Consider the following 16,779-nt stretch of genomic DNA (forward strand, 5'->3'; position numbering starts at 1 on the left):
TCGTCATCTTGGTGATTTTGGGCGAGGATTATAGAGCCTTAATCAGAAAAAGCAAACGTTTGCTTTTCAATGTATCAATAAGAGGTAACAGACATCATTGTACGTTCAAGTAACACGAAAACGAGAATGTGGTGAATATTATGCTTTGGCGTAGACTTCGCGCTCACCGAGCCAGCGTTCAATAATCGCATCAGCATGAGTGGGGTAGTGATCATGAATGTGCCGTGCCATTCTTTGTACTTCTGGTATCAAGCGTTGATCACGGACCAGATCGGCAATTTTGAAATCAGCTAATCCGGTTTGTTTCGTGCCCAATAATTCACCCGGACCACGAATTTCTAGATCGCGCTGAGCAATCACAAAACCATCGTTGCTTTCCCTTAATACAGCCAAACGTTTTTGCGCGGTTTTCGATAAGGGTGAACGGTACAGCAGCACACAGTGACTGGCGACAGAGCCTCGACCGACTCGGCCACGCAATTGATGCAATTGTGCTAAACCTAATCGCTCTGGATTTTCAATGATCATCAAGCTAGCGTTCGGTACATCGACGCCGACTTCAATGACGGTGGTTGCCACTAACAGGTGCAATTGATTGTCTTTAAAGGCTTGCATCACCTGCTGTTTTTCCGCGGGTTTCATGCGCCCATGGACCAAGCCAATCTTAAGTTCAGTCAACTGGCGCTGCAGTTCTTCAGCGGTATCGGCCGCAGCTTGCGCCTCCAGCACTTCAGATTCATCAATTAAAGTACAGACCCAATAAGCTTGTTTATGCTCATGCAGGCAAGCATGACGAACCCGTTCGATGATATCACTGCGCTTGGTATCCGGAATCGCCACTGTTTGGATGGGCGTTCGTCCGGGAGGCAGTTCATCAATAATTGAAGTTTCTAAATCCGCATAGGCGGTCATGGCAAGAGTACGTGGGATCGGGGTCGCAGTCATAATTAACTGGTGTGGATAAGCACCTTGTTTTGCGCCTTTTTCACGTAGCTCTAAACGTTGATGTACGCCAAAGCGATGCTGTTCATCAATAATGACTAACGCAAGGTGATCAAACTCAACCTGCTCTTGAAAAAGCGCATGGGTGCCAACGACCATTTTCGCGGTGCCACTGGCAATCTGCGTTAATTCAGTTTGCCGAGCTTTGCCTTTTAGTTTACCGGCAAGCCAAGCGACTTGAATGCCTAACGGAGCAAACCAGTTGGCGAAGTTTGCCGCATGTTGTTCGGCTAGTAATTCGGTTGGGGCCATCAGCGCCACTTGATAACCGTGTTCAATGGCTCTGAGTGCGGCTAAAGCGGCGACTAACGTTTTACCGGAACCGACATCTCCTTGCACTAGGCGCATCATTGGATGGGCTTGGCTAAGATCGGTTTCAATCTCTTCTACGACTCGTGTTTGTGCTTGAGTTGGTTGAAACGGCAGCAGGGCAAGAAATTGTTTTTTGAGTTGGCCTTGAGTGATGAGAGGCAGCGCCGCGTCTTGTTGACCTTTGCTACGCACCGCGAGCATGGAGAGGTTTTGCGCTAATAACTCCTCGATGATCAGGCGAACTTGAGCGGGATGACGCCCTTCATCAAATTGGCTCAGGTCGATATCAGTCGGCGGGCGATGCAAAATATGCAGCGCTTGAGCGAGGCTGATCTGTTTATCGTACAATCCATCAGGCATCAGTTCTTGTACCGCGGCTTTATCGAGTAGCGCAAGAGCTTGTTCGGTTAAGCTGCGCAGTGTGCTTTGCCTTAGGCCTTCCGTGGTTGGATAAACAGGGGTCAGGGTTGCCTCTTCGGGTTGTGTGTCTTGTGGCTGAGTATAAAGCTGATAATCGGGATGGATGATCTCCAGTCCGTGATTTCCGGGTTTGATCTCGCCAAACGCATAAATCACCTTACCAATCGCAAAGCTATTTTTCATCGCTGCAGTAAAATTGAAAAAACGTAGCGTGAGAGATCCATTACCATCACTGATCTTTACGGTGAGCATTTTCCGCCGCCCAAAATGGGTATCAGTGGCGGTTATTTTACCTTGAACTGCTGCCCATAATCCTGGATGTAGCTTGACCATCGGATAGATGCGTGAGCGGTCTTCATAACGCAGTGGAAGATGAAACAGCAGATCCTGTACATTGCTTAAGCCAACTTTAACAAGCTTTTCAGCGACTTTAGCGCCGACACCCGATAGCGATGTTAATGGTATTGCGGACAGAAGCTGCGACATAATATCAACCAGTTAATCAGAAATGGTACGTGTTATTCAATCATTGAGCTGTGTATTTGTACAGTTAAATTATGCGCGCTGCATCGCGTCCCACCATTTTTCATCAGCGACAATCTGTCCTTGATCGTCCAATAATGGGTATGCCAGTCCTTTACGTTTGGCGACTTTAGCCAAAACCGGATGACCGCGTTCAAACAAAATACGCTGAATTGTTGCTTGGGATAGGGCGCTTTGTTCGCGGTCATACATCCCAGCTTGCTGACGCTGGCGCTGCGCTTCATATAAGATCAGCGCACTAGCCACCGAAACATTCAAGGATTGGACCATGCCCACCATGGGAATAACAATATCATGATCGGCTAATTGCAAGGCCTGTGGCGAGATGCCTGACTTTTCACTGCCGAAAATGATGGCGGTGGGTTGGGTGTAATCAATCGCTCGAAAATCGATAGCGTCCTCGGATAAATTGGTCACCAATATTTGCATGCCGGTCTCTTTTAAGTGACTGACGGCCTCTAGCGTGCTGTTGTGAGTCTGGACTTCAACCCAATTGCGCGCCCCTGCCGATGTGTGGCTTAAGGTACGCATTTGTTCGTTTGGCCATACAGCATGAATTTGGTGTAACCCAACCGCATCGGCGGTGCGGATCACTGCAGAGACATTATTCGGTTTGTGGACTTCTTCCAAACAGACGGTTAAATCGGTTTGACGGGCTTTAAGCACATCTTGAATGCGTTGATAACGTTCTAAATTCATAAATCTATTTATGTGCTCGCGTTGTGCTGCACACCTTTTCTTAGTCAGTCTATTGCTAATAAAAAAGCCCTGATTCAGGGCTTTCTGTGCGTTAAAGGGCTAGTACTTTCTACGCCGCACTTTTAAGGCGTTTGGCATCACGCGGATTTTTCGCATGATCCCCGCTAAGTGGACTCGGTCTTTGGTGCTTAACAGTACCGTCACGGTATACAAACGGCCATCGCGCTCTTCGGTAGAGAGGCCGTGAATGTTTGAACCGGTATTGGAAATAACATTGGTTAAATCGGCCAGCGCACCTTGACGATTGTGCATATCCACCGTCAGTTCAGCGATAAAGTCTTGGTCGTAATCTTTGGTCCATTCCACCGCCATGTATTTATCGGGCTCTCGTTGGTAGCCGCGTACATTTGGACAGGTTTCACGGTGTACAACCAAGCCGCGTCCCGGAGAAACATGAGCAATAATCGAATCATCAGGGATTGGATGGCAGCAATTAGCGAAGGTTAATAAAATGCCTTCTGCGCCGCGGATAGGCAATTTTTTCTTCGCCGAACCGTCAGGGTTTTCTGTTTCGTTGAGCTCATCGGCATTGCCCAGTAAGCGACGTGCGATGACGATACTCATTAGTTCACCCAAACCAATCGCGGCGAGTAAATCTTGCTCGTTAGCGATTTTAAGTTCACTTAATACATGGGCAAAATTTTCTGGGCTGATGTCGGCCAGTGAGCGCTCACCGAGGGCGTGGTTGAGCAGTCGGCGACCTAAGGTGATGGACTCTTCGCGGCGCATGGTTTTCAGCACTTGGCGAATTTTAGTTCGCGCCCGAGAGGTCACCACATAGTTGAGCCAAGCGGCGTTTGGTCTTGCGCCGGGCGCACTGATAATCTCAACGGTTTGACCATTTTTAAGTGGTTTGCTCAGCGGATAAGGGTTGCGATCGACTCGTGAACCCACGCAAGTATTACCCACATCAGTATGGACCGCGTAAGCAAAATCGACCGCGGTAGCGCCCATCGGCAGTTCCACGATGCGCCCTTTGGGAGTAAAGACGTAGATTTCATCGGGGAAGAGATCCGATTTTACGTTTTCAATAAATTCAAACGAGTTACCCGCGCTTTGTTGTAGCTCAAGTAAACTTTGCATCCAACGCTGGGCTTTGACTTGCGCCGTGGTGCCTCCTCGTTCGCCATTAGCTTTATAAGACCAATGAGCGGCAACCCCTTTGTCGGCCATTTGATCCATATCTTCGGTGCGAATTTGCACTTCGACAGGGACGCCATGTGGACCGACCATTGAGGTATGTAACGATTGATAGCCATTGGCTTTAGGGACCGCGATGTAATCTTTCACTCGCCCCGGACGAGGCTTGTAAAGGCTATGGACTTGGCCCAATACGCGATAACAGGTATCGGCCGAATCGACAATCACTCGAAAGGCGTAGATATCCATAATGGTGTGAAAGCGCTGTTCTTTAGTCTTCATCTTGTTATAGATGGAATAAAGATTTTTCTCTCGGCCAACCACTCGCGCTGAGAGATTGACTTCTCGTAAGCGATCTTCAATTTCACTATGGATGCGTTGAATCATCTCTTTGCGATTACCACGAGCCGCTTTGACCACTTCTTTGAGGACCCGAAAGCGATTCGGATATAAGGCTTCAAAACCGAGCTCTTCGAGCTCGGTTTTAATATTATGGATACCTAAGCGGTGAGCGAGAGGGGCATAGATCTCTAATGTTTCACGGGCAATTCGCCGTTTTTTATCGGGACGCAACGCACCGAGCGTACGCATGTTGTGCGTACGGTCAGAGAGTTTGATCAAGATGACTCGAATGTCTTGCACCATCGCTAGCACCATTTTGCGAAAATTTTCCGCTTGGGCTTCTTTACGATCGCGAAACTTGAGTTTATCCAGTTTAGACACACCATCGACCAGTTCGGCGACAGCGCTCCCAAATTGGGCTTCTAGTTGTGCTTTAGTGGCAGAGGTATCTTCGATAACATCGTGCAGCAAGGCCGCTTGCAGTGTTTCTAAATCCAAACGCATTTCTGCTAGGATTCGAGCCACTGCAACAGGGTGGATAATATACGGTTCCCCGCTTGAGCGGGTTTGCCCTTCATGAGCATCTCTTGCCACTAGGTAAGATTGGCGCAGAGCCTCTATTTGAGGCTCTGTGAGATATTCTTGGACAACACTTTTGAGGCTATCGAATAGATACAAATTTCAGGCCCGTCAGTTGAATCCTTGCTGATACAGAATTAGCGGTTATGAACGATGCTGCTTACCGCGGCTAATTCTGCTGCTTCTTGCTCTTGTTGCTCTTGACGCTCACGATTATCAAGTACATCTTTCGTGATCAGACCTTCTTCGATTTCGCGTAGAGCGATAACCGTGGTCTTATCGTTCTCTTCCGGCACTAGAGCGTCTTTACCGCCCGTTTGAATTTGACGAGCGCGGCGAGCCGCAATCAGAACTAAGTCGAAACGGTTGCCAACTTTTTCAACAGCGTCTTGAACAGTTACGCGTGCCATGAGAACTCCAAATAGTTAACTAAAATAGGGTTGATTGTAAAGTATACAGCCTAACGCTAACAGATACTAGCGACAGGCGATGCCCAAATTACATCGTCATCCAACGCAAGTCAGCCGTGTTAGTGATGGCGACTTTCGTTGGTGGATAAGGCGGGGTTATTCCGCCAATAAAGCCGCGATCATCGATTGATATTTAGCGGCTTGTTTATCTTGCTTTAATCTTTCTGCGCGTAAGATGGCTTTAAAGTCCATCAAAGCGACATCGAAGTCGTCATTGACGATCACATAGTCGTATTCACAATAGTGAGAGATCTCAGAGCGAGCTTCGCTCATACGTTTAGCAATCACGGCTACGCTGTCTTGTCCACGTGTATTCAACCGGCGCTCCAGCTCTTCTTTGGATGGCGGTAGAATAAATACGCTTTTTGCGTGAGGCATTTGCTGGCGAATTTGTTGCGCGCCTTGCCAATCAATATCTAGGAAAACATCAATGCCTTTCTCTAGCGTATCTTCGATCCAGACTCGCGAGGTTCCGTAGTAATTCCCGAACACTTCGGCGTATTCGAGGAATTCACCTTGCTCAATCAGTGCTTCAAATTGTTCTTTTTGCACAAAGTGATAATGCACGCCATCTTGCTCTCCAGGCCGCATTCCACGAGTGGTATGTGAGACGGAAACCTTCATCGCATAGGTTGGGTTTCGTTCCAATAGTCCTGCAATTAGGCTAGATTTTCCTGCGCCACTAGGTGCAGAGACAATATACAGAGTACCTTTGCCCATTTATTCGGTTCCACGTTTGAGTTGGAAGATGAGAGAAACGCTATTTTATCATTGTAAATTAACGCTAGTTTTATCTTAAGACTAGCACTGACCCAGTGTAATGCCGTTTAGAAAGTGGCAATTTCGGTCAGAAAAATGGACGCGAAGAGTAGCATGATCCAGCGGATCGGCTCAAGTAAAAGCTGTGGCTATCTCGATAGGCTAATCTGTGTACAGAAAAATTTCTTATTGAAGATAACGATTGCTTAATAAGTAACCCTTGCGAGCTTATCCTGTTTGCGTATAATCGCCGCCCTTAATTCAGCAATTGTTGTTCGATTAAGTAACATTATTAACTGAAGCTGCGGCTTCCCTTTGGGTTCCCTCGCCCCCAAACCAAACTAAAAAGGTCCAATATGAGTCCGTTTACTCCTGCTCAGTTGCGCAAAGCGCTGGTGTATTTAGTGTTATTTCATTTGGTGATTATTGCGTCAAGTAATTACCTTGTTCAACTACCGTTCACACTGTTTGGTTTTCACACCACGTGGGGCGCGTTTACGTTTCCTTTTATCTTCCTTGCCACCGATTTAACGGTACGTATTTTTGGTGCTGGTTTAGCGCGTAGAATCATCTTTTGGGTGATGCTTCCTGCGCTTGCGGTTTCCTATTTGTTATCGGTGATTTTCTTTGAAGGCCAGTTCCAAGGTTTCACTCCACTCAGTGAATTTAACTTGTTTGTTGCGCGTATTGCGGTAGCGAGTTTTATGGCTTATTTGCTGGGGCAGATCTTAGATGTGCATGTCTTTAATCGCCTAAGACAGATGAAACAATGGTGGGTAGCGCCAACCGCGTCAACCCTATTCGGCAATGCACTGGATACGGTGGCTTTTTTTGCAATTGCTTTTTACCAAAGTCCAGATCCGTTCATGGCTGAGCATTGGACTGAGATTGCTTTGGTCGATTATGGTTTGAAGCTCTTGATCAGCTTAGGTCTATTTGTTCCGATGTATGGGGTGCTACTGAATTATTTAATTAATAAATTGACCTTGGTTAAACCCGAAACGTCAGGTAAGCCGATCAAGATATGAATAATCAGCCCAGCATAATGCTGGGCTGAATTGCACTTAAAGCGACGGACCGTTTAATGTTAGCCAGTCATGCCTTACTCGAGACAGCAAAACGCTGATAATCACTAAGCTTATTTTTAACGTTGGGTTAGTTTCGCTGACACAATAAAAGCAATAATCGATCATCGGCTGCTAGCTTGTACCAACCGGCTGTTAAGTTTTCTTCTGTCGCAGGGATCTGTAAATCTTCGCTAAAATCTGCGCGGGCACCGGCCTCACAATCCACGACTTGAGGTACGCGTCTGGCATGCATTCGTCGTTCAAAAAAATATAAGTCAACCAGAATTAATGCAGAGTAGCGTTGATTAACGCTGGCATTATTAACATCAGCAGCAACAAAGCGCAGTGTTTGTGGGTAAAGATGACTCCAAGGTCGCCAGCCTGAACTTTCTTGCGCTGTGCGTATCACTTCAACGCCAGCAGGTAATAGACTGCGTTGATGGCTAAACCAGGTGTATTCTGAGTAAATCTGAAAACCCAACATGCCAGCTCCGGCAAATACCGGAATAATCCAATTAGGTAGTTTTTTCAGGGTGATCGCTCTCAATAACAAGGCGATGCCTGCGGCGCCTAAACCAGCGGAAAAGGTGGCAATTAATTCCCAAAACATACGGTCATCCTACTCAAACATAGTGTCTTGCTAAAAATTCGGGCTTTCAGTTGAAAGCCCGAGTGTACAGTGGTGAGTTGATGTTAATCTTGTCACCTTGGTTGCGATTGATTAATGGTCAATCGCAACACCAGCGCCTTTTGGATAACGAACACTTTCTACCAAGTCCTGGATTTCTTTTGGTGGTGGCGCAGTAACCGCGGATACCGCAAAGGCAACAGCAAAGTTAATCATGGCACCCACAGCACCGAATGATAGCGGTGAAATACCATAACCGAATGAGCCAAATAGCCAGTTATCAGGTGTATTGGGCAGCATATTCGTGCCCGGGATAAAGAACCAACCTAAATAAGTGAAGATATAGAGTAGAGTCACAATTAAACCTGTTAGCATACCGGCAATCGCACCAGCGCTGTTAATACGCTTAGAGAATATCCCCATCATCAATGCTGGGAATAAGGTTGCCGCTGCAATGCCAAAAGCAAGGGCCACCACCTGCGCAGCAAACCCAGGCGGATTGAGCCCCAAATAGGTCGCTAACAAGATAGCGCCGGCCATGGAGATCCGAGCGGCTAACATTTCTCCTTTTTCACTGATGCGTGGATTAATAATATTTTTGATTAAGTCATGACTAATGGCTGATGAGATGGCTAGTAACAAGCCTGCGGCGGTTGATAATGCAGCGGCAATACCACCGGCGGCGATTAAGCCGATAACCCAACTTGGTAAATTGGCAATCTCAGGGTTGGCTAATACTAAGATATCATTATTTACCGTTAACTCATTGCCAGCCCAGCCGCGCTCTGCCGCTTTTTCAGCAAAAGCAGGAGTGTCGTTGTACATTTGGATTCGGCCATCATTGTTTTTATCATCCCAGCGAATTAAGCCAGTTTGCTCCCAAGTTTGAATCCAGTCAGGACGTTCTGCGTAATTAAGCGCAGGCGCACTAGGACCATCAGGATAAAGGGTGGTTAATAGGTTTAAACGTGCCATAGAGGCAACCGCTGGAGCAGTTAAATACAGTAAGGCGATAAACACTAAGGTCCAGCCAGCCGACCAACGTGCATCCGCCACTTTCGGTACCGTGAAGAAACGGATAATAACGTGTGGTAAGCCTGCCGTACCTATCATTAATGATAAGGTAAACAGTACCATATTCAGTTTATTACTGACGTCAGCGGTGTAATCTTGGAAGCCAAGTTCACTGACAATTTCGTTTAATTTCACCAGCAGTGGTAGGCCTGATTCAGTGTGAGTACTAAACATACCGAACATAGGAATCGGATTATTGGTTAGCTGTAATGAAATAAAAACCGCAGGAATGGTATAGGCAATAATTAACACTACATATTGAGCAACTTGGGTGTAAGTAATGCCTTTCATACCGCCGAATACGGCGTAAATAAATACCACAGCAGCAGCGATCCAGATCCCCGTAGAAGAGCTGACTTCTAGGAAGCGGGAGAAAGCGACACCTGCGCCGGTCATTTGACCGATAACATAGGTCACGGACATGATAATTAAACAAACAACTGCCGTGATACGAGCGCCTTTGCTGTAAAAGCGATCACCGATAAAATCAGGCACGGTAAATTTACCGAATTTACGTAGGTAGGGTGCTAACAGCATGGCTAAAAGGACATACCCTCCCGTCCAACCCATTAAGAAAGAAGAGTTGGCATAACCACCGGCAGCCAGCAAGCCCGCCATCGAGATAAATGAAGCAGCAGACATCCAGTCGGCGGCGGTTGCCATACCGTTAGTAATCGGATTAACGCCACCACCGGCGACGTAAAACTCTTTCGTTGACCCAGCACGGGCCCAAATGGCGATACCGATGTAGAGTGCAAAAGAGGCACCAACAAACAGTAAGTTGATTGCAAATTGACTCATGAAAATTACTCCTCTACACCAAATTTTTTATCTAACTTGTTCATTTTCCATGCATAGATAAAAATGATCGCGATAAAGGTAATAATGGAACCTTGTTGTGCAAACCAGAAGCCCAGATCCGTCCCGCCAATATGAATGTCAGCGAGCATCGGGCGCAGCAAGATTGCAAATCCATAAGATACTAAGGCCCAAACGATCAGGCTAATTGTTATGTAGCGCAGGTTAGCGCTCCAGTAAGCAGCGGCGTTGTTGTCATGATCAGCCATAGTTGTGTCCCTTCTTCCCTGTAATGTTAAATTATTGTTACTCTTGAAGGTTAGCAGGCTTTATGCTGGCGATCTGTGCAACTTTAGTCGTGATGGGTGCTGTTTTATTTGCTTGATTTATAATGGTTTATTTTTGTTTTTAGCGGTTTTTTTAGTGAGTAGAGCGAAGAGATTAGCCAAAGGTATAATAAGCGCTATTCGCTCAGTGAGGCGTCTTTGCTGGATCTATTTTGTCTAAATCGTCATTTGTTTACATAAACTTTTCGTTACTGTGTCATAAAGTAGTGCACAATATAGACCAAAGACAATGTGTTAGGGCGATATCATTAATCGATGATAGGAGGATACGTGGACGCAGTTACCATTAATAGTTTTTTTCTGATTGGAGCATTACTGATCGCATTAAGCGTTTTGCTCAGTCCCGTATCATCCAAATTAGGCATTCCAATTTTATTGGTGTTTCTCGCCGTCGGTATGCTGGCGGGAGAAGATGGTTTAGGGGGCATTGTTTTTGATAATTACCCCTTGGCTTATTTGATTGGTAATTTGGCGTTAGCAATCATTTTGCTGGATGGTGGGATGCGCACTCGGGTGGCGAGTTTCCGTGTCGCTTTATGGCCATCGATCTCCCTCGCTACTTTTGGGGTGGCGATTACCACCATGCTGACAGGCTTGATGGCCATGTGGCTCTTTGACCTGAGTTTATTACAAGGGATCTTAGTCGGTGCCATTGTTGGTTCTACGGATGCGGCGGCCGTTTTCTCGTTACTTAAAGGTCGCAGCCTAAATGAACGGGTAGGGGCGACACTGGAGATTGAATCGGGCACCAACGATCCAATGGCGATATTTCTTACTGTGACTCTGATTGCTGTATTGGGTAATCAAGGCCTAGATTTAAGTGCTGGATTTTTAGCGCTGAGTTTTGTTCAGCAATTTGGTGTTGGTGCGTTGATGGGCTTGATCGGAGGTTGGCTATTGTGGAAGTTGATTAACCATACTCAGCTACCTGAAGGGCTCTACTCAATCTTAACCGTCAGTGGTGGTTTAATCATTTTCGCTTTGTCCAATGCTTTAGGTGGTAGCGGTATTTTGTCGATTTACTTAGTCGGTTTACTGCTCGGTAACCGTCCAACTCGTGGTCGCCAGTCAATTTTAAACGTGTTGGATGGTATGACGTGGTTGGCTCAAATTGGCATGTTCTTGGTGCTAGGGTTATTAGTCACTCCTTCTAATTTACTGGATATTGCTTTACCAGGATTAGCTTTAGCGTTTGGGATGATCGTCTTTGCGCGTCCGTTGTCGGTGTGGATAAGCTTACTGCCCTTTAAAAGCTTTACCGCTCGTGAAAAGTGGTTTGTCTCTTGGGTGGGGTTGCGTGGCGCGGTGCCGATTATTTTGGCCGTGTTTCCGATGATGGCCGGATTACCAGACGCGCAGTTGTATTTTAATCTCGCATTTTTCGTGGTTATGGTCTCCCTAATCGTGCAGGGAGGCTCACTAACTCAAGCGATGAGTTTGGCTAAAGTGGAACTGCCCCCAAAACCCGAGCCGATTTATCGTACTGGTGTCGAAGCTTTTCCTGCCAGTCAGTGGGAGCTGTTTGTCTATCGACTCAAAGAAGATAAATGGTGTATCGGTGAACCGCTACGCAACTTGTTTATGCCGGAAGGAACTCGAATTGTGGCAGTGTTTCGCGATCAACAATTGCTTTATCCGTCAGGTAGCACTCAGCTACAAGAGGCGGATATTCTTTGTGTCTTAGGTCAAGAGAACGATCTTCCAGCTTTAAGCCAATTGTTCAGTGAAGCGCCAGAAAAAGCCTCGTTGGCTCGCTTTTTTGGTGATTTTTTCTTGGACATTAATACCAAGTTGGTCGATGTCGCATTGTTGTACGGTTTAGATTTAGGTGATCAATCGGCAAATATGACGCTGAAAGAGTTGGTTGCTGAGCAGTTAGGTAACAGCCCTGTATTAGGGGACTATTTTGAATGGTACGGCTTGCAGTGGGTGGTAGCGGATGTGATCGATTGGCAAGTGACCAAAGTCGGTTTACGCTTACCTGCCGAAGAGGAAGAGTCGGCAGAATAAGTCCTATAGTTAACTCAATGGACTGGCAGTGAGCGCGGGTGATGACGCACACTGCCAGTCCACTACCATTCGATTTGTTTGAGCAAAATCACCGCTTGAGTTCGGTTGGTGACGTTGAGTTTGCGAAAAATTGCCGTCATATGTGCTTTAATGGTCGCTTCTGAGACATTTAATTCATAGGCGATTTGTTTATTCAGTAAGCCGTCAGAGAGCATCCCCAACACTTTATATTGTTGGGGCGTGAGCGTGGCGATTTTCTCGGCTAAGTCATTACCTTGATTGGGGATGTCGACCAATCCTGCGGGGAAATAAGGTTCGCCATTGAGTACCTGATTAAGGGCGCTGATCAAGCTGCGCATATCGCTCGATTTAGGAATAAAACCAAACGCACCATGATGTTTGACTTGAGAGACTATCGCTGATTCTTCACTGGCAGAAATAACCACGATGGGCAACTCAGGGTAAAGCGCGCGCAATTGAATCAAGCCCGACATGCCATTGGCTCCGGGCATTTTCAGGTCGAGCAGCAGTAGGTCAACATCCGCTTGCTGGCTTAATAAGCTCAATAAAGCGTCTAATGAATCTGCTTCAAGTAAATGAGCCCCGCTGATCGCCATATGCACGGATTGAAACAGCGCATTACGAAACAATGGGTGATCATCAGCGATAATAATGGTGTAGGTCGAATCCATGACGTTAATTACTTTTGAACATTTAGTTACAGAAATTATTGTCTTGTTTGTTGATAGTCACAATGGCGATGAACTAAAAGTCTGAACTGTATCGCCTTTTTATTGTGCTCAATGAAAAAAGCGTCAAATGGGTAAGCACTTGACGCTGAATAATAGGCTTCGTTTACGAGCTACTTTTTTAGCCTATTAGCTGGCCGGTTTCTCAAACACCGCCACAGACCAAGCCGGAACCGATAACTTACCGTTATTGACATTGGCTCCCGCACCAATCGATTTCGCGCCAGCATCTTGCTGAATGCTGTGCTGCTGATAGCCAGTAGCGTCAAAGTTGGCAAAGTTTGCTAAAGGTTCTGGTGAGGCGTTAATTACCACTACCAAACCTTGGCGCTTGTCATCAATCGCATCATCAAAACGCTCACCACTATTATCCATGCTCATGACAATCACACCTGCAATCTGCTCACTACCCGTGTTGTGGAATTGAACTCTATCGATAATGGTTTCCCCTTTACCCAGAGTGAACAGGCTGGATGAAGCACGTAATTGAACCAGCTCATGGAAATAACCTTGCATGGTTTCCATATCAGCTTTATCTGGCTGAGCGTTAGTGCCTGCTCCGGTTATCACGTCTTCAATTATCTTCCAGTTTTCGCCATCTTTATCTTCACGAGGTAAACCGATATTCCAGTTGTGACTTTCCATAGTAAAATCGACGCGGTTATACCAATCACCAGAGTCGTAAGAGTCACGCTGCATCGATTTAGAGCGTAAGATCTCGCTGCCCATATGAATAAACGGCACCCCTTGACCTAATATCGCCGTGGATAAGCTCACCGCTTGCATGCGCACGCGCTCATCGCTTGTAACACCATAGGCGATTTTGAACTGGTTATTATCCCATAAAGTTTGATTATCATGTTTGGAAACGTAGTTCTGGATTTCCCAAGCATCTTGCGCATAGCCTGTGGGCTGGCCGTTGTAATCGAGTTCAGATCCCTTAATTAACTGGTCTTTGCTATCGGTAAATTTAAAATCTTTTAAGTTACCGGCCATACCGACCCGTACAGTATCCGCCAAATGTAGTGCGGTGGCACGGTTATCGCTTGCCGCTAGATCATTGGGCAGAACATAGATGCCATTACCAAAGCCTTGGTTACTACGTAGGAAATCTTGACTATCAAAGGGACCGCCGCCACGCACGGCATCCCGTAGCCGATCCGAGAATGAACCGATCCCCGTACCGGCTAAGTTAAGCTGTGTCGCTTGTTTGAATTGGCGATCATTGGCCACTTCACCAAAGTTCCAACCTTCACCATAGAAGTAAACCTCAGGGTTGACCTCTCGTGCCACTTCTAACGTATGGACAATTTGCGTAAGTGGATGATGGCCCATTAAATCCCAACGGAAAGCATCAATTTTGTATGCTTTGGTCCAGGTATAAATCGAATCATCAATTAATTTCGCAAACATCCGATTTTCTGGCGCGGTATTCGAGCAGCAGGTCGAGGTTTCTACTTGACCAGAAAACTCGTTCAAGCGTTGGTAATACCAAGGGACAATTTTATCGAGTACCGATTTATCTGAGACGCCAGCTTCATTGGTGTGGTTATAGGCAACATCCATAACCATGTTCATACCAATGTCTCGTTTCACCGCCATCACCATCTGACGGAACTCTTTAATGCGCGTTGTGCCATCAGGGTTGGTTGAGTAAGAGCCTTCGGGAACGGTAAAGTGGAAAGGATCATACCCCCAGTTAAAGCTATCGACATCGCGCACAAAGCCATTGAGGCGTTGCACCACAGGGTTTTGTTTATTGTCATTGGCTTTTAGCTGATGGAATACTGCCGAAATGGTTATCTCAGTCGCACAGTAAGTACCAAAATCGGGATCGTTTTTCACCGCGGGCTGTAATTGACACAGTTTGCTAAATGGCTGATCAATATCGGCCACTTTAGTTGGGTCTTCATTAATGGTAGCAATATCAAACACAGGTAATAGGTGTAGGTGAGTAACGCCTGAGTCTACTAACGCCTTTAAATGCTTAACCGGTACGGTGTCTGGCTGAGCAAAAGCCGTATATTTACCACGGTGGACTTTCGGTGTGCTGTCATCTAAAGCCGAGAAATCGCGCACATGGGCTTCATAAAGTACAAACTGAGCAGGGTTAGCTTGCGGATGAGGCGCTTTTAAGTCATCCCAACCGGCAGGTTTAAGGTCAGGATGATAGAGATCCACCACTTGGCTATATTGTGAGTTCATCGCCAAGCTAAGTGAATACGGGTCCGTGACTTCATAGCTTTCCATTTTATCCGTGGCTGGATGATAAACCGTTACTTGATAGCGATAAAAATCGCCATGTTTTAGCTCAGTCTCTTCTACTGACCAACTGCCTGATTTAGCATCAAATTTCATTGCTATAGGAGCTTGGGCTTTTTTATCAGCACCATAAGGGATCAGCTTGACGGATTGAGCCGTTGGCGCCCAGAGACGGAAAGTGGTTGTATTACCATTTGTTAGCGCGCCGTATGGCAACTTGACAGCTTCATCGGCATAGAGAGCATCTAAGGCACTGGCGGGTTGCACTTCTGTGACTTGAATTACTCCTTGATTATCACTGGCGACTAACCAGAGCTGACCTTTGACTAATTGTTTCAATTGCTCTTCGCTATAGTCAAAACTAAAACCAACAAAGTCATCTTTGAGATGTGGTTTATCTGATGTCCAATCATGGGCGGCTCTAAGCTTAGAGGTGAACTTGCTATCAAAACCAGTTACCGATTTATTGGCGGAATCAAAACTAAGCTCACCTTGCGCTGAGTGATAGAGTGTTACTGAGGTTGCCTCTTTATTGCCGACTAACAAAGTCTTAGCGTCAGCAAATATAGCACTGGCACCGATGACATCCACTTGGCCTTGTGGCAAGCGTGCTAATGGTTGATAAAAGACTTTATTGGTGCCTTTAAATAGCATCCCAATCGCTCCAATGACCCCTTGTTGAGCAAACTCAAACTTTAAGTTATCGGTTTGATAATCGCCATTGCCGTTAGTATTGGCGATAAGGTTTATACAATCACCATTGTTGTTTATGGGTAAGTCCCAATAAGCGCCATAGGTTGGACTGAATCCAGAAGGGCGGAGTCCCGGCCAGCTTGTGTCTCCGGCATCGTAACTGCTGCATTCGCCGGCGTTCCAAACATGTAGTGTAAAATCGCTTTCGTCACCATCTTGGCTATTAAGGTAAATACGTAATGTATCTTGTTTTAAGTGACTTCTAGCAATTAACTCAGGGTAAACGGCAGCTACTCCTTGTTGAGTATAGACGCTGGCATTTTCCCCTAGTTGGGTTAAGTCAATTTTCGTATCAAGTTCACCCAGTGGTTTATCGTTACCAAAGTGAGGGATCATATTGATGCATTGCGAAGCATCTTGCCTGTAGGGTAGGTGCCAGTAAGCTCCGAAGGTGGCATCAATCCCATTAGGAACGAGACTATTGTTCCACTCGGTATTGCTTCCTGCATAGGCTCGACAATGGTTATCGTTCCATACGTGGAGAGTGAGCCCCTGATAAAGATCGTTATCGCTAGTTTGACTGCGTAATGTGGGGTCAGCTTTATAAAAAACGGTGACCGTTTGTGCTTCTGCGGCGATATTGTCATCCGATGACGAGTTACAACCGACCAGTAAGCCGCCTGCCAAAATGGGCAGTATAGCTTTACTTAATGTCGAAAAGTTAGGTTTGTTCACGTTCTAAGTCCCTAGTTTTCTATCTAATCTATAAAAAATTAATTAAAAATTTCATAGAATTAGTGAGGTTATGAGTTCACTGGATATGCT

General features: G+C 46.1%; 12 protein-coding genes. 2 read left to right on the forward strand and 10 right to left on the reverse strand.

All coding sequences use genetic code 11. The features are described 5' to 3' along the window. Window positions 1-138: 138 nt before the first annotated feature. From recG to gmk, 5 genes are all read right to left on the reverse strand, one after another. Window positions 139-2,220, reverse strand: a complete 2,082-nt coding sequence (gene recG / locus CAG60_RS14135) for an ATP-dependent DNA helicase RecG (protein ID WP_161439214.1) — start codon at window positions 2,218-2,220, stop codon at window positions 139-141. Between the two features lie 69 nt (window positions 2,221-2,289). Then, window positions 2,290-2,976, reverse strand: coding sequence for a tRNA (guanosine(18)-2'-O)-methyltransferase TrmH (trmH, locus tag CAG60_RS14140; protein WP_158137466.1), 687 nt, complete (start codon window positions 2,974-2,976; stop codon window positions 2,290-2,292). A gap of 99 nt (window positions 2,977-3,075) precedes the next feature. Then, a complete protein-coding gene (gene spoT / locus CAG60_RS14145) occupies window positions 3,076-5,196 on the reverse strand; it encodes a bifunctional GTP diphosphokinase/guanosine-3',5'-bis pyrophosphate 3'-pyrophosphohydrolase (RefSeq protein ID WP_115152787.1) in 2,121 nt (706 codons plus the stop codon). A 38-nt stretch (window positions 5,197-5,234) separates the two neighbouring features. Next, on the reverse strand, window positions 5,235-5,507 hold the full coding sequence (gene rpoZ / locus CAG60_RS14150) for a DNA-directed RNA polymerase subunit omega (protein ID WP_004394406.1): 273 nt from the start codon (window positions 5,505-5,507) through the stop codon (window positions 5,235-5,237). 156 nt (window positions 5,508-5,663) lie between these two features. Beyond that, complete coding sequence (gmk, locus tag CAG60_RS14155; protein WP_040903908.1) at window positions 5,664-6,287, reverse strand: guanylate kinase; 624 nt, start codon at window positions 6,285-6,287, stop codon at window positions 5,664-5,666. A gap of 395 nt (window positions 6,288-6,682) precedes the next feature. Here gmk and CAG60_RS14160 point away from each other — a divergent pair, with 395 nt between their 5' ends. Beyond that, complete coding sequence (locus CAG60_RS14160; RefSeq protein ID WP_004394408.1) at window positions 6,683-7,354, forward strand: 7-cyano-7-deazaguanine/7-aminomethyl-7-deazaguanine transporter; 672 nt, start codon at window positions 6,683-6,685, stop codon at window positions 7,352-7,354. A gap of 127 nt (window positions 7,355-7,481) precedes the next feature. Here CAG60_RS14160 and CAG60_RS14165 read toward each other — a convergent pair whose 3' ends face one another. From CAG60_RS14165 to CAG60_RS14175, 3 genes are all read right to left on the reverse strand, one after another. Then, a complete protein-coding gene (locus tag CAG60_RS14165) occupies window positions 7,482-8,003 on the reverse strand; it encodes a hypothetical protein (protein ID WP_161439215.1) in 522 nt (173 codons plus the stop codon). 111 nt (window positions 8,004-8,114) lie between these two features. Further along, entirely contained in the window at window positions 8,115-9,896 is a 1,782-nt protein-coding gene (locus tag CAG60_RS14170) for a sodium:solute symporter family protein (RefSeq protein ID WP_004394410.1), read from the reverse strand. 5 nt (window positions 9,897-9,901) lie between these two features. After that, window positions 9,902-10,162: a DUF4212 domain-containing protein gene (locus tag CAG60_RS14175; RefSeq protein WP_161426077.1), complete on the reverse strand. Its 261-nt coding sequence runs from the start codon at window positions 10,160-10,162 to the stop codon at window positions 9,902-9,904. Window positions 10,163-10,510: 348 nt separating this feature from the next. On the opposite strand from CAG60_RS14175, the gene CAG60_RS14180 reads away from it, so the two are divergent. Further along, window positions 10,511-12,250 (forward strand): potassium/proton antiporter, encoded by a 1,740-nt coding sequence (locus tag CAG60_RS14180; protein WP_161439216.1) that lies wholly within the window; start codon window positions 10,511-10,513, stop codon window positions 12,248-12,250. A 62-nt stretch (window positions 12,251-12,312) separates the two neighbouring features. Here the strand turns inward: CAG60_RS14180 and CAG60_RS14185 are convergent, their stop codons facing one another. Together CAG60_RS14185 and pulA are read right to left on the reverse strand one after the other, a co-directional pair. Further along, complete coding sequence (locus CAG60_RS14185) at window positions 12,313-12,942, reverse strand: response regulator transcription factor (protein WP_161426079.1); 630 nt, start codon at window positions 12,940-12,942, stop codon at window positions 12,313-12,315. Between the two features lie 186 nt (window positions 12,943-13,128). Continuing rightward, on the reverse strand, window positions 13,129-16,689 hold the full coding sequence (pulA, locus tag CAG60_RS14190) for a pullulanase-type alpha-1,6-glucosidase (RefSeq protein ID WP_161439217.1): 3,561 nt from the start codon (window positions 16,687-16,689) through the stop codon (window positions 13,129-13,131). Between the last annotated feature and the right edge of the window lie 90 nt (window positions 16,690-16,779).

It is taken from the genome of Vibrio sp. V33_P6A3T137 (genome assembly GCF_009904835.1).
GTDB classification, from domain to species: Bacteria; Pseudomonadota; Gammaproteobacteria; order Enterobacterales; family Vibrionaceae; genus Vibrio; species Vibrio metschnikovii.

What these genes read in the sequence shown, in the direction of transcription:
- CAG60_RS14165 (WP_161439215.1), bottom strand. Translation starts at nt 8,003, where the DNA reads ATGTTTTGGGAATTAATTGCCACCTTTTCCGCTGGTTTAGGCGCCGCA.
- recG (WP_161439214.1), bottom strand. Translation starts at nt 2,220, where the DNA reads ATGTCGCAGCTTCTGTCCGCAATACCATTAACATCGCTATCGGGTGTC.
- CAG60_RS14185 (WP_161426079.1), bottom strand. Translation starts at nt 12,942, where the DNA reads ATGGATTCGACCTACACCATTATTATCGCTGATGATCACCCATTGTTT.
- rpoZ (WP_004394406.1), bottom strand. Translation starts at nt 5,507, where the DNA reads ATGGCACGCGTAACTGTTCAAGACGCTGTTGAAAAAGTTGGCAACCGT.
- trmH (WP_158137466.1), bottom strand. Translation starts at nt 2,976, where the DNA reads ATGAATTTAGAACGTTATCAACGCATTCAAGATGTGCTTAAAGCCCGT.
- CAG60_RS14175 (WP_161426077.1), bottom strand. Translation starts at nt 10,162, where the DNA reads ATGGCTGATCATGACAACAACGCCGCTGCTTACTGGAGCGCTAACCTG.
- gmk (WP_040903908.1), bottom strand. Translation starts at nt 6,287, where the DNA reads ATGGGCAAAGGTACTCTGTATATTGTCTCTGCACCTAGTGGCGCAGGA.
- CAG60_RS14170 (WP_004394410.1), bottom strand. Translation starts at nt 9,896, where the DNA reads ATGAGTCAATTTGCAATCAACTTACTGTTTGTTGGTGCCTCTTTTGCA.
- CAG60_RS14160 (WP_004394408.1), top strand. Translation starts at nt 6,683, where the DNA reads ATGAGTCCGTTTACTCCTGCTCAGTTGCGCAAAGCGCTGGTGTATTTA.